General features: G+C 68.4%; 11 protein-coding genes. 9 read left to right on the top strand and 2 right to left on the bottom strand.

The window, feature by feature from the left end:
• Nucleotides 1-36: 36 nt before the first annotated feature.
• The 9 genes from IEW34_RS16365 (at nucleotide 37) to IEW34_RS16325 (ending at nucleotide 11,737) form a co-directional block, all read left to right on the top strand.
• Nucleotides 37-1,692: an acetolactate synthase large subunit gene (locus IEW34_RS16365; RefSeq protein WP_188610260.1), complete on the top strand. Its 1,656-nt coding sequence runs from the start codon at nucleotides 37-39 to the stop codon at nucleotides 1,690-1,692.
• Between the two features lie 135 nt (nucleotides 1,693-1,827).
• Nucleotides 1,828-2,628 (top strand): crotonase/enoyl-CoA hydratase family protein, encoded by an 801-nt coding sequence (locus IEW34_RS16360; RefSeq protein ID WP_188610259.1) that lies wholly within the window; start codon nucleotides 1,828-1,830, stop codon nucleotides 2,626-2,628.
• 116 nt (nucleotides 2,629-2,744) lie between these two features.
• Entirely contained in the window at nucleotides 2,745-4,178 is a 1,434-nt protein-coding gene (locus IEW34_RS16355; protein WP_188610258.1) for an NAD-dependent succinate-semialdehyde dehydrogenase, read from the top strand.
• Nucleotides 4,179-4,409: 231 nt separating this feature from the next.
• Nucleotides 4,410-4,676, top strand: a complete 267-nt coding sequence (locus IEW34_RS16350; protein ID WP_188610257.1) for a hypothetical protein — start codon at nucleotides 4,410-4,412, stop codon at nucleotides 4,674-4,676.
• Nucleotides 4,677-4,678: 2 nt separating this feature from the next.
• Entirely contained in the window at nucleotides 4,679-5,569 is an 891-nt protein-coding gene (locus IEW34_RS16345; protein ID WP_210324514.1) for a dihydrodipicolinate synthase family protein, read from the top strand.
• A gap of 376 nt (nucleotides 5,570-5,945) precedes the next feature.
• A complete protein-coding gene (locus IEW34_RS16340; protein ID WP_188610255.1) occupies nucleotides 5,946-8,213 on the top strand; it encodes a TonB-dependent receptor domain-containing protein in 2,268 nt (755 codons plus the stop codon).
• A 139-nt stretch (nucleotides 8,214-8,352) separates the two neighbouring features.
• Entirely contained in the window at nucleotides 8,353-9,078 is a 726-nt protein-coding gene (locus tag IEW34_RS16335; protein ID WP_188610254.1) for a ChuX/HutX family heme-like substrate-binding protein, read from the top strand.
• On the top strand, nucleotides 9,075-9,965 hold the full coding sequence (locus tag IEW34_RS16330) for a ChaN family lipoprotein (RefSeq protein WP_188610253.1): 891 nt from the start codon (nucleotides 9,075-9,077) through the stop codon (nucleotides 9,963-9,965). Before IEW34_RS16335 ends, IEW34_RS16330 begins: the two co-directional genes overlap by 4 nt.
• Entirely contained in the window at nucleotides 9,962-11,737 is a 1,776-nt protein-coding gene (locus IEW34_RS16325; RefSeq protein WP_188610252.1) for an ABC transporter ATP-binding protein/permease, read from the top strand. Before IEW34_RS16330 ends, IEW34_RS16325 begins: the two co-directional genes overlap by 4 nt.
• Here IEW34_RS16325 and IEW34_RS16320 read toward each other — a convergent pair.
• Nucleotides 11,730-12,464, bottom strand: coding sequence for a DUF3750 domain-containing protein (locus tag IEW34_RS16320; RefSeq protein ID WP_244642021.1), 735 nt, complete (start codon nucleotides 12,462-12,464; stop codon nucleotides 11,730-11,732). The two genes, IEW34_RS16325 and IEW34_RS16320, sit on opposite strands and share 8 nt — an antisense overlap.
• Before the next feature lie 98 nt (nucleotides 12,465-12,562).
• Nucleotides 12,563-13,513, bottom strand: coding sequence for a cation diffusion facilitator family transporter (locus IEW34_RS16315; RefSeq protein ID WP_188610251.1), 951 nt, complete (start codon nucleotides 13,511-13,513; stop codon nucleotides 12,563-12,565).
• Between the last annotated feature and the right edge of the window lie 178 nt (nucleotides 13,514-13,691).

Below are 13,691 nucleotides of genomic sequence, written 5' to 3'. Positions count from 1 at the left end.
GGACCAGCCGGCGCGGGCAGCAGCTGGAGGGACACCATGGCGAAGGGCTCCGATCTTCTTGTTGCGGCGCTCGAGAACGAGGGTGTCGAGCGCATCTTCGGCATCCCGGGCGAAGAGAACCTGGACGTGGTCGAGTCGCTGCGTCGCTCGAAGATCGAGCTGGTGCTGACGCGGCACGAGCAGGCCGCCGCCTTCATGGCGGCCACGCAGGGCCGGCTGACCGGGCAACCCGGCGTGTGTCTGTCGACGCTGGGGCCTGGCGCGCTCAACTTCACGACCGGGGCCGCCTATGCGCACCTCGGCGCCATGCCCATGTTGATGATCACCGGCCAAAAGCCGATCAAGAGCGCCCGGCAGGCGCGCTTTCAGATCGTCGACATCGTCGGCGCCATGCGGCCCCTGACCAAGATGACCCGCCAGATCGTGGCCGCTGTCGCCATCCCGACGATCGTGCGCGAAGCCTTTCGTCTCGCCGTGGACGAACGCCCCGGCCCCGTGCACCTGGAGCTTCCCGAGGACATTGCCGCCGAGGCAGCGGACGCGGCGCTGGTGCCGCCCCACCCGATTGAGCGGCCGCTGCCGGCGCCCGCGGCGGTCGAACGCGTCGCCCGCATGATTGCCGACGCCAAGTGCCCCCTCGTGATGATCGGTGCCGCCGGCAACCGCCCGCGGCTGGTCGGACCGCTCTCCGATTTCGTCCGCCGCATGGGAATCCCGTTCTTCAACACCCAGATGGGCAAGGGCGCCGTCACCGGCAGTTCGGACCTCTACCTCGGCACGGCGGCGCTCACCGAGCGCGACTACGTGCACGACGCGATCGACCGCGCCGACCTGATCATCGCCGTCGGGCACGACACGGTGGAGAAGCCGCCGTTCCTGATGGGCCGCGCCCTCGGTGGCCGCAAGGTCGTCCACATCGGCTACGGCTCCGCCACCGTCGAGGAGGTGTTCTACCCGGACGCAGAGCTCACCGGCGACATCGGTGCCAGCGTCACGGCGTTGGCCGACCGCCTGGGCGGCCGATTGAGGCCCGACCGCGGCATGCTGGCGCTGCGCGAGACGATCCTCGCCCGGGTCAACGAGCGCGCCACCGCCGACGGGTTCCCCGTGACGCCGCAACGGCTCGTACACGACGTCCGCGCGGCCATGCCGGACGACGGCATCGTGTGCCTCGACAACGGCATGTACAAGATCTGGTTCGCGCGCAACTACCGCACGCATACCGCCAACACCCTCCTGCTCGACAACGCCCTGGCGACGATGGGGGCAGGCCTGCCCTCCGCCATCGCCGCGAAGCTCATCGACCCGACGCGGCGCGTGCTCGCCGTATGCGGCGACGGCGGCTTCATGATGAACAGCCAGGAGCTCGAAACCGCCGTGCGGCTGAGGCTCGACCTCGTCGTGCTGATCATCGACGATTCGGCCTTCGGCATGATCCGCTGGAAGCAGGCGGTCGAGCATTTTGCCGATTTCGGCATGAGCTTCGGCAACCCCGACTTCGTCACCTACGCCAGCGCCTACGGCGCGCACGGGCACCGCATCAGTGCCGCGGCGGAACTGGCGCCGACTCTCGATGCCTGTTTCCAGGCTGGCGGCGTGCACCTCGTGGCCGTGCCGATCGACTACAGCGAGAACACGCGCGTGCTGGTCGACGAGCTCGGCAACCGCGCCTCCGCCGTCGACACGCCGTAGCCGGAGCGACGGAAGCGTCCCGGTCCGCTTCCGTTCCCTGCCCGCGCCGATCACCGCCCCGCCCCTTGAAATCGCGCGGGCAATCGGAGCGGAGTTGACGTAGATCGTGTGCATCCCAGCCAGATGGTGGATCGAATGACAGACAGCGTGAAGTACGAGCAGGACGGCGGCGTCGTCACCCTTACCTTGAACGAACCGGACACCCGCAATGCGCTTTCGCCCGCGATCGTCGACGCGATCGAGGCCCATTGCGCCCGCATCAACAAGGACATGTCGGTCAGCTGCGTGATCGTGACCGGCGCCGGCGACAGCTTCTCCTCCGGTGGCAACGTCAAGGAGATGCGCGACCGCAGCGGCGCCATGTTCGGCGGCATCCCCGCCGAGGTCCGGCGCGGCTATCAGCACGGCATCCAGCGCATCCCGCTCGCCATGTATAATCTGGAGGTGCCGGCGATCGCCGCCGTCAACGGCTTTGCCATCGGCGCCGGCTGCGACCTCACCCTGATGTGCGACATCCGCATCGCCGCGGACGACGCCCAGTTCGCCGAGAGCTTCATGCGCGTCGGCCTGGTCTCGGGCGACGGCGGCGCCTGGTTCCTGCCGCGGGTCGTCGGCCTGTCGCGCGCCTACGAGATGACCTTCACGGGCAACTTCATCAAGGCCGAGCAGGCGCTCGCCTGGGGCCTGGCGTCCTATGTGGTGCCCAAGGAAAGCCTGCTGGACGAGGCGCGGAAGATGGCCCGCCAGATCGCCGCGCAGCCGCCCCATTCGATCCGGCTATGCAAGAAGCTGGTGCGCGATTCGGCCGCGATCAGCCTGCCGACCCACCTCGAGATCGCGTCGGGCATGCAGGCCCTGGCCCAGCACACCGCCGATCAACATGAGGCCGTGTCGGCGTTTCTCGACAAGCGCAAGCCGGCCTTCAAGGGCGCCTGACCGCGCCGGGCGGGGCCGAGCACGGCGCCCGCTCCCGCTCGGGCGATCGCTATATATATTGCGATATGACGCCCGGGCCGCGCGACGGCAGCCCGGGCCAAGGAAGGACGGCGTTCATGTATCCCGACGTTCAGCTCTTCATCGACGGCACCTGGCGCGACGCCGAGGACGGCCGGCGCATTCCGGTGCTCAATCCCGCCACGGAAGAGGAGATCGGCACGGTCGCGCACGCCTCGCGCGCCGATCTCGACCAGGCACTCGCCGCAACGGTGCGGGGCTTTTCCACGTGGAGCCGGACCTCGGCCTACGAGCGCGCCAAGATCATGCGCAAGGCGGCCGACCTGCTGCGGGCCCGCGCCGCGGCCATCGCGCCGCTGCTCACCCAGGAGCAGGGCAAGCCCCTGGCCGAGGCGCTGATGGAGACCAACGCCGCCGCCGACGTCATCGACTGGTTCGCCGAAGAGGCCCGGCGGGCCTACGGGCGCGTCATCCCGGCGCGGGCGACGGGCATCTACCAGCTCGTGGTCAAGGAGCCGGTCGGCCCGGTGGCCGCCTTTACGCCGTGGAACTTTCCCATCAACCAGGTCGTGCGCAAGCTCTCCGCGGCGCTGGCGGCCGGCTGCTCGATCATCGTCAAGGCGCCGGAGGAGACGCCCGCCTCGCCCGCCGAGCTGATCCGCGCCTTCGTCGACGCCGGCGTGCCTGCCGGCGTCATCGCCCTGGTCTACGGCACCCCGGCGGAGATCAGCGAATATCTCATCCCGCATCCGGCGATCCGCAAGGTCACGTTCACCGGTTCCACGCCCGTCGGCAAACAGCTCGCGGCGCTCGCCGGTGCGCACATGAAGCGCGTCACCATGGAGCTGGGGGGCCACGCGCCCGCCATCGTCTTCGACGATGCCGACGTTGAACTGGCCGCGGCCCAGCTCGCCGGTTCCAAGTTCCGCAATGCAGGCCAGGTCTGTGTCTCGCCGACCCGCTTCCTGGTGCAGGAGAAGGTGTTCGACCAGTTCGTCGACCGCTTCGTCGCCGCCGCCCGCGCGGTGAAGGTGGGCAACGGGCTGGAGGGCGGCACCACCATGGGGCCGCTCGCCAACGCGCGCCGCATCCCCGCCATGGAAGCCCTGCTGGCCGACGGCCGCAAGCAGGGCGCCGAGATTCGCACCGGGGGCAGCCGCATCGGCAACAAGGGCTACTTCTTCGAGCCGACGGTGGTCACGGGTGTCGACCGCTCGATGCGCATGATGAACGAGGAGCCGTTCGGCCCGCTCGCCATGATGGTGCCGTTCAGCGACTTCGACGAGGTGGTGACCGAGGCGAACCGCCTGTCCTACGGGCTGGCGTCCTACGCCTATACGCGCTCCGCCAAGACGGCCAACGCCATCGCCGCCTCGGTCGAGACCGGCATGATGACGATCAACCATCTCGGCCTGGCCCTGCCCGAGGTGCCGTTCGGCGGGGTCAAGGATTCCGGCTACGGCTCCGAAGGGGGCGCGGAGGCGATCGAGGCCTACCTGAACCCGAAGTTCGTGTCGCAGGCCGGGCTGTAGCCGAGCACCGGCGGCGGCGCCGCACCGTGGAGCGCCGCCGCCGGGCACGTTCGGCTTCCCCCCACATCGGACGCGGCAGCCGCGGCGCGACGCCACCCCCGCACGGCCTTTACGGAATCTTCATGCTGCGGCCGGCGTTCGCCGCTCGAACCTTAATGGCTTCGTCGATACCTCGGGGCAGCGAACCGGCGCGCCATGGCGCGGCCAGGGCAGGTGCCGAGCGAGGACCCCTTGACGAAAGCCGACGGTGGACGCTCGTTTGACGTCGTCAAACGGGTAGCATTCAAGCTGACCTTCTTTCTGCTGGCGGCCGGTTTGCAGGCTGCCGCAGGGCTCGGCTTCGTCGCCCCGCTCGCCGTCATGGCGTTGGCGAGCTCGGCACTCTGCATGTTCATCGGCACCTGGCGGGAGGAACGCATCGGCGCGCCGCACTACACCTCCTTCGACGAGGGCGTGTGGCTCTTCTTTCTCGGCTACGGCGCGCATCGTTTCCTGTGAACATGACGCTCTCGGGATCCATCGCCGCCCTGGCGACCCCGTTCGGCGTCGACGGCGTGGACGAACGCGCCTTCGCCGATCTGGCGGACTGGCAGATCGGGCACGGCACGAACGGCCTGGCCGTCGCGACGGCCGAGGGCGAATATGCGACGCTGGAGCCACACGAGTATGTCCGTCTCGTCGCGGTGGCGGCGGAGTGCGCCGCCGGCCGCGTACCGGTGCTCGTCGGCATCGCATCCCCCGCGACCGATCGGGCGATCGCCCAAGGGCAGCTGGCGCGCACGGCCGGCGCCGACGCTCTCGTCGTCACGACGCCTCCCTACATCCGGCCCTCGCAGCGTGGATTGCTCCGTCATTTCGAGGCGGTCGCCGCCGCCGTCGATCTCCCCTTGATCGTGCACAACGACCCGGATCGCACGCGGGTCGATCTCGCGCCGCAGACCGCGGAGCATCTGCGCGCTGTCTCCGGCATCACCGGCTACATCGAAGGGGCGCCGGGGCTGCCGCGCGCCCTCTCGGCTCTCCGTCTGCGCGGGGATGGGCTGTGCGTGCTCACGACGGACGAAGTCGCCGCCGTTCCCTTTCTGCTGGCCGGCGGATCCGGGCTGTTCTCCGTGGTGGCGAACGTCACGCCGCAGCTGTGCGCAAGCCTGTTCTCGGCGTGTCTGCTCGGCGATGGCGCGACGGCGGTCGACCTTCAGCAGCGGCTGTCGCTCCTCAGCCAGGCGATCGACGGCGACGCCGATCCCGCCGCGATGAAATACGCCCTCTTCCTGATCAGGGGGCGCTTCAGCCCCAAGCCGCGCCTACCCCTGGTCGAGCCCTCCTGCGTCACGGAGCGAAGGATCGCGGCGGCGCTCGAGCGACTGCGGGCCGACGTCGAATACACCTAGCCGGCGCGTTCCCATCGGGGCATGGCCCCATGCCCGAGAGACCCCGGTCCGTCCGTCGCATGCGCGGCGATGGGTGCCTCAACGGCCCTCGCCGCAAAGATGGCGGCCGTTCGCCTTCCCGCATGGCGACACTGAAGTGCCGTCTGAGCAACCCTAGGTTACCCACTAATTCTATATTTACTCTAATTTTAGCAATAAAATGCCCAACGACACTCGCTGAATTAGCGGCGAAATTTGTATAAGCTAAAATATATCAATTCTAAGTTTGACAATATTTTTATCATAGACTTGACTATTCGACGACTCTTGTATGACTCCGCCATATTGCAGAAACAATACAGGGGATCCGGCGGTGCATTACGCAAGAGGATCGGCGTTGGGCATAGGCGTGCTGGCATTGGCGTTCGGCGCCGCGGATGCGCGCGCCGAAGAGACGAAGCCGCGGCGCACGGCCGCGCCGGTCGCGGCTTCAGAGCCGGCGCCGCCGCCGAGCGCGCCGGGCACGATCGAGCTCGACACCATCTCGGTCACCGCCACCCGGCAGCCGACGCAGATCCTGGAGGTGCCCGGCACCGTCACCGTGACGACCCGCCAGCAACTCGACGAGCACATCGTTCGCGATAACCAGGAGCTCGTGCGCTACCAGCCCGGCATTACCGTCGACCGCCAGACCTCCGGCACCGACCCGTTCGGCAATCTGGGCGGCTTCACCATCCGCGGCGTCGGCGGCAACCGGGTGCAGATGCAGGTCGACGGCACGCGTATCCAGGAGCGGATCACCGACGGCAACCGCAACTTCACCGACTTCCCCGGCCTCAAGGCGGTCGAGATCGTGCGCGGCCCGGGTTCGGTGCTGTGGGGCGCCGATGCGCTCGGCGGCATCGTCGCCTTCCGCACCTTGGACCCGAGCGATCTGCTGCTCGGCTCTGGCAAGCCAATCGCCGGCCGGATCGAGACCTCGTTCGACACCTTCGACAACTCGTTCAGCAAGACCGCCATGGCAGCCGCGCAGTTCACGCCCGAGCTGGCGGGCATCGTCCTCGTCAACCAGAAGAGCTTCAACGAGGGCAATCTGGGCAGGGCCAAGGCCTACGGCGGTCTCTGGGGGTGCCCGCGGGTTGCCGACGCCATCCGCTGCGACACGCTCAACCCGCTCGACGGCAATGTCTGGAACATGCTGACCAAGCTGGTCTACACGCCCTCCGCCGACCATGAGCTGAAGCTGACGGGCGAGCTCTACAGCTCCGACAGCGACATCGTTCAGCTCTACGACTTCGGCCGCCAGAGAAACGGCTCATACAACGCCGAATATCCGCGCAACCAGGTGCAGACCCGCAAGCGCCTGTCCTTCGCCCACAATTGGAACGTCGGCGCCAGCTTCCTCGACAACGTGCGCTGGCAGGTGTCCTACTCGCCGCAGCAGCGCAAGCTGAACAGCGACCGCTGGCAGAGCAATACCACCCGGCAGAACGTCCACACCAACGACATCCTCGACTACACCGAGGAGTTCCTGCAGGCGGACGTCCAGCTGTCGTCGCATTTCGACCTGGCCGGCGCGCGGCACAACCTGACTTATGGCTTCCAGGGCGATACCACTGACACCGACTACTTCCGCCAGAGCACCGTCGACAACCTGACGCGCCGCACCACGACCGTTACGCGTGCCGGCGGCTCCAACTTCGCCAATTCCACGACGACTCGCGCCGACCTCTACCTCCAGGACGAGATCCGGATGTTCGACGACCGGCTCATCGTCACGCCGGGCGTGCGCTGGGCCAACTACAACATCGATCCCAGACCCGACGCCGACTATGTCGTCGTGCCGGGGCGGACGCCGCGGGAGCTGAAGTCGAGCCGCGTGATCCCGCAGATCGGCGCCATCTACAAGCTGACCGACGTCTACTCGCTCTATGCCCGCTATGCGGAGGGCTTCAAGATGCCGACGGCACAGCAGCTCTATTCGTCGCTGCCGTCGCTCACCATGACGATCATCCCCAACCCCAACCTGAGGCCCGAAACCGTGCGCTCGTATGAGGGCGGCGTGCGCGGCAACTTCGGCAATGCCTGGTTCTCGGTGGGCGCCTTCTATGCCGACTACACGAACTTTATCCAGAATTTCTATGAGATTCAGCCGAACGTCTATACGTATCGCAACCTCACGGCAGTCAAGATCTGGGGCATCGAAGCCTTCGGCGAATACGTCATCAACGAAAACTGGGCGGTGAACGCCGCGCTCTCCTATCAATACGGCAAGCAGCAGTACGAGGCGGGCGAGCGTTATGTGCCCTACGACGGCGCCACGCCGCTGAACGGCGTCATCGGCGTCAAGTGGATGAAGCCGGAGTGGGGACTGACCGTCGAGGTGCTCGGGACGGCCGCCCAGGGCGTCTCGCGCGCCAGCTCGCCGACGCTGTTCAAGCCGGCCTCTTACGCCACGCTCGACTCGTTCGTGAACTGGAAGATCAACGACACCTTCACCGTCCGGGCCGGTGTCCTCAACATCTTCGATGCCCGCTACTTCAAGGGCCCGCTGCCGTATCAGTTCGACGTGGCGCCCTCGGAAGCGGTGCGCATCAGCAACCCGCTGGAGTTGCAGACCGCGCCCGGCCGCACATTCAAGGTCAGCGCCGTCGCCAACTTCTAGCGCCGATCGCCGCAGTGGATGAACGGCCATCGGGCGAGCGCCCGATGGCCGAAACCCAGTCCAGCTCAGGCCGTTGGACCGCCTCCGTCGGTCCGGGGCAGCTGCCACCGGCACGCCATTCAGTTCGTAGGGTTTGATCATGACCGAGACGTCCTCGCTCCGCTCGCTGGTGGCCGCCGACGCGGCCGCCGTGTTGGCGCGCCTGCCGCGCATGGGGGCGGTCATGCTGACCGCCCGTCACGGCGGCGCCACCCACGAGCGCATCGGCCCGGTCGACGAGGTGACGCGCGACGGGGGCGTCATCGTGTGCCGGGGCGCCTGCCACGACGCCCGCATCGGCGTCGCCGCCGTCGCTTCGGTGATCGTCGACCGCAGCGGCCGCATGCGCGATACGGCGTTGCCGCGTCTCGATTTTCACGATGCCGACGGGTTGGTGATCTTCAGCGTCATCGGCATGGCGGGCCTCGAGCCGTTCGATGCCGGCGTGGGCGATCTGGCGTTGGGCCAGCCCCTGCCCGCCGAGCCTCGCCCGACGCCCGAGCGCACGGAGGTGGCCGCCGACGACCCCGGCATCGGCCCCTTCGCGGCAGCCGCCGCGAAGGGCGGCACAGTAACCATCGAGATGGTGCGCCCCGGCCTGATCCAGGCCTGGCAGGGAACGGTCGAGGCGGTCAAGCCGTCGATGGGCTTCATCAACGTGATGCGGCCTGACTTCCACCTGCACCTCAAAGGCGGCGCCGTCGCCAGCTGGCGCAAGGAGCTGGCCGGCGACGAGACCGTTCTCGCCGCTCAGAATTTAGCCGGCGAATCATTCGGGCTGCGGGTGCGCGGCGCGATCTCGGCGCTGGCGGCGTTTTCGGCATGAGCGCCGCCGACGCGCCGGCCGTGCCGATCTCCCATCCGCGCGCCACCTGGCTCGATCCGACCTCCGGCGAGTTGCGCCCGCAGGTGGACGTCCTCGCCGAGATGGCTGCAAAGCAGGTGGTGCTGCTGGGGGAGACCCACGACATCGCCGAGATCCATCGGTGGCAGACGCATGTGGCGGCCTTCCTGCACGTGCTGCGCCCGCGGATGGCCATCGGCTTCGAGATGTTTCCGCGGCGCCTGCAGCCGGTGCTGGACCGGTGGGTCGACGGCGCGCTCGGCACGGCCGAGTTTCTCCTCCAATCGGAATGGGACACGGTGTGGGGCTTTCCGCCCGAGATCTATCTGCCGCTCTTCCACTTCTGCCGGCAGCAGGGCGTGCGCATGCTGGCCCTCAATTGCCATCGCCCGCTCGTCACGCGTGTCGGCGTCGAAGGCTGGGAGGCGATCCCGGAGGAGGACCGCGACGGCCTGACTCCGGCAGCACCGGCGACTGCCGCCTATCGGCGCTATCTGTTCGGCCTCGGCGGCGCCGTGCCGGCGCGCTTCGGTTCCGGCCCCGACGATCCCGCCTTCGCGCGCTTCTGGCGCGCGCAGCAGTGCTGGGACAGAGCCTTCGCCTGCAACATCGCGCGCGCCCTTGCCGAGGACCCGTCGCTGCTCGTCGTCGGCATCATCGGCCGCGGCCACTTGGAGTTCGGCCACGGCACGCCCTATCAGTTAGCCGACCTGGGCATCGCCGACGTCGGCGTGCTGCTGCCCAACGCGCAGCCTGCGGTCGACCGTGACAGGGGCCGCGGCATCGCCAATGCGCTGTTCCGGATCGACTGCCCGGAGCCGCCGGCCGAGCGGCGCAAGCGCGACCTGCCGGCTGCGCGTGAACCATGAGGGCGCTCGCCGCGCGCCTCTGGCGCCTCGTCGTCCTCTGCGTCAAAGGCCCGGGCGGCCGCCTCGGCCTCGTCTATTTCGCCGCGATCCTGGCGCTGAACTTCGTCGGCATTCAAATCACGCTGCGGCTCATCGCCTGGAACGCCGACTTCTACAACGCGCTCCAGAAGCTGGATGCAGGCGAAGCGGTGCGCCAGATGGGCATCTTCGCCATCATCATCGGCATCAACTCGGCCCAATTTCTGATCGCCAGCTACATCCGCAAGCTTTTGCAGATCCGCTGGCGGCACGCGCTGACCAGCGTGATGCTCGATCGCTGGCTGGCGGACAAGGTGTATTGGCACCTGAACTACGACGATGGCGCTGCCGTCGACAATCCCGACCAGCGCATCGCCGAGGACTGCCGGCTCTACGTCAACCTGCTCACCGGCGAGGCCCTCGAGCTGATCACCACGCTGGCCGGGCTCGCCTCCTACGTGGCGCTACTCTGGCAGCTGTCGTCCTTCCCGCTGGCCTTCGGCCTGTTCGGGATGGCCATCGAGATCCCGCGCTACATGGTCTGGGCGGCGCCGATCTATGTCGCCGTGTCGAGCGGCGTCACCCACTTGCTGGGCGCGCGGCTGATGCGCCTCACCGTCGAGCAGCAGCACCGGGAGGCGGACTTCCGTTTTGCGCTCACCCGGCTGCGGCAATCGACCGAAGCCGTGGGCCTGGCGGACGGCGAAGCGGTCGAGCGGCGCATTCTCGATCGCCGCTTCGGCGGCATCGTCGCCAACTGGCGACGGCTCATCAATCAGGAGCTGCTCCTCGGCTGCTTCACGCGGCCCTACATGGCGACGGTGTTGCGGATCCCCGTCTTCCTGGCCCTGCCGGCCTATCTTGCAGGACAGGTCACGCTCGGCGGCCTCATGCAGCTCGGCTCCGCCTTCCAGAACGTGGTGACGTCGCTGTCATGGTTCATCTTCTCCTACCGCGACCTGGCGGAGCTGGCCGCCGCCAGCCGCCGCTTGGACGGCTTCCTCGACCGCATCGACGCGATCGCCAGCCGGCCGCCGACGATCGCGCGGCGGCCGTCCGGCAACAGCACGCTGCGCTTGTCGGGCCTGACGCTCGACGACCCGGCAGGACGTGAGCTGGCCAGGGTGCCGGCGCTGGTGATCACCAAGGGCGAGGCCGTGTGGCTGCGCGGGCGCTCCGGCATCGGCAAGTCGACCGCGCTCAAGGCCGTCGCCGGTCTCTGGCGCGCGGGCGGCGGCACCATCGAGATGCCGGGCGGCACGCAGATGTTTCTGCCCCAGCAGCCGTATCTGCCACTGGCCGACCTGCGGGCCGCGGCTCTCTATCCCCGCCCGGCGGACGGAGAGGCGCTGACCGACGGAGCACGGCTGCTGGCGCTCGTCGGGCTCGCGCCGCGTGCCGAGGCAGCGTCACTCCCCGGCGACGATCCCGACCAGCAGCAGCGCAGCCTCTCGGGCGGCGAACAGCAGCGGGTGGCGCTGGCCCGCGTGCTCGCCAACCGTCCCGACTGGGTGTTCATGGACGAAGCCACAAGCGCGCTCGACCAGGCGGCGGAGGAGCAGTTGCTGGCGCTGCTGCGCCGCGAGCTGCCGCACGCCACCTTCGTCGTCGTGGCGCACCGGGAGCCCCGTGGTCTCGGCCCTCTGACGATCGTGGATTTCGACGCAACCATGGCGGCAAGCACCGAGCCGGTAACGGCCGGCCGCACGCCGACGCCGCATTATGCCGCCGATGCGATCCCTGCCCTCAGCTGAAGCCGAGCCGGCCGATGCTCGGCAGCTTGATGGCGGGCCGCCGCACGTCCAAGCCGGCGACGGCGCCAAGCAGGTTCACTTCCAGTCCCTCCACCCAGCCCAGCGTCAGCCCGACATAGCCGCCCAGGCTGACGCGCACGCCGGTGCCCGAGGGCGTCAGCCCGATCGGCCGGCCGTCGTGGGGAAAATCCTTGCCGATCGCCGTCGGCGGCAGGCTGGCCCGCATCTGCGGCACCGCGCTCATCACCGCGGCGACGAAGGTGTTGGAGTTTGGGCCCGGCCACACGCGGTAGTCGCCCGGGTTGCGATGGGGATAGCCGGCGATGACGGAGCGGATCGTCGGGATCATGCGTTCGGCCGCCTCGTCGTCGGCCGCGAATATCAGCTCCGGCGCATTGCCGAACCAGCGTCCGTCCGCAACGAAGCGGTCCACCCAGATCGGCGTGCCCCAGGCGGTGTAGTCGAAGCGCTGGTAGGCCGCGGCGCCACGCTCCTTCACCACGATCCAGCTGTGGGTGGCGAGGATGCCGCGCCAGCTCACGGTGCGGGCCGAGAAGATGCGGACGACGGCTCCGGGGTGCGTCGACGCCCGCGCCAACATGCCGGCGCTGGAGCGATCGGCGGTGCGCCAGTCGGCGATGGTGTTGGTGCGCAGGTAGATGGCGGCCGAGACCGCTATCGGCGCGATGTAGAGCGCCACGAACGCAATGATTGCGAGCTTGATCAACGGTCCATCCACGGCATGATACGGCGCTGATGTAGGTTGCGTACGGCGCCGTTGCGAGCCGGCGGCCGTCGCGGCAGGGCGAGTTGCTCGCCCAGCCGTCAGCGGGCGGCGTCCGCTGCCTTGCGCAGCGCCGCCCAACGGCCGCTGGTCTGGGGCTTGACGAACACCGCGATGATGGCCGGCTGCTCGCGCCGCAGACGGCCCTCGATGCGTTCGACGCACGCCTCGATCTCCGGCACCGTCAGCCGGTCTTCGAATTCGAGACTGAGAGCGCAGAAGATCTGGTCGGGCGACAGGTGCACGGTGACCACGCCATTGGCATTTTGCACCGCCGGGTCGCTGCCGGCGATGGACAGGATGGCCGCCTGAACGTCGGGAAAGGCCGGCTCGCCGATCAGCAGGGCCTTGCTCTCGCGCGCCAGCATGATGGCGGTCGTGGCCAGGATGGCGGCGATGCCGAGCGACGCCATCCCGTCGAGCTCGGGAATGCCGAGGACATGGGCGGCGGTGATGCCGATGCCGGCGACGACGAGCCCGAGCAGGGCGGCGCTGTCCTCGAACAGCACCGTGAAGGTCGTCGGGTCCTTGCTGCGACGGAACGCGTCGAAATAGCTGAGGGAGCCCTTCTCTGCTTGGAACTGGCGTAGCGCCACCCGCCAGGTCATGGCTTCGAATACGAATGACAGGCCGAGCACGACGTAGGTCACCATGATGTTCCGCACTGGCTCAGGCCGCAGGATGTGCGCCACGCCTTCGTAGAAGGCGACGCCCGCGCCCACCGCGAAGACCAGGAGGGCGACGACGAAGCTCCAGAAGTAGAGCTCGCGGCCATAGCCGAGCGGATGCATCGCGTCCGCCGGCCGCGACGCCCGCCGCAGTCCATGGAGCAGCAGCAGCTCGTTGCCGGTGTCGACGAGGGAATGGACGCCCTCGCTCAGCATGGCCGAACTGCCCGTCAAGCCGGCTGCAACGAACTTGACGACGGCCACGGCCAGATTGCCGAACAGAGCGGCATAGATCGCCCGACTGGATCCCGTATGCGTGGCCATGTGTCCTCTCGCCCGTGGCGGCCCTACCGTATCGAATCGCCTCGGCTGCGCCACGCACTCCCGACAAGGCCGATCCGCCCCGCAGCCGCGCATGATCAGCCATGATGCCTGCGCTTTGACAGGCGCGGCGCCGCGCATGCTACCGTCGCGCAAACCGCGTTCGGCCAGGCGGCGCGGC

It is taken from the genome of Chelatococcus reniformis (genome assembly GCF_014640075.1).
In the GTDB taxonomy this organism is placed as follows: Bacteria; Pseudomonadota; Alphaproteobacteria; order Rhizobiales; family Beijerinckiaceae; genus Camelimonas; species Camelimonas reniformis.
Note: the sequence above shows the minus strand (reverse complement) of the source record. Positions and strands in the feature narration are given on the sequence as shown.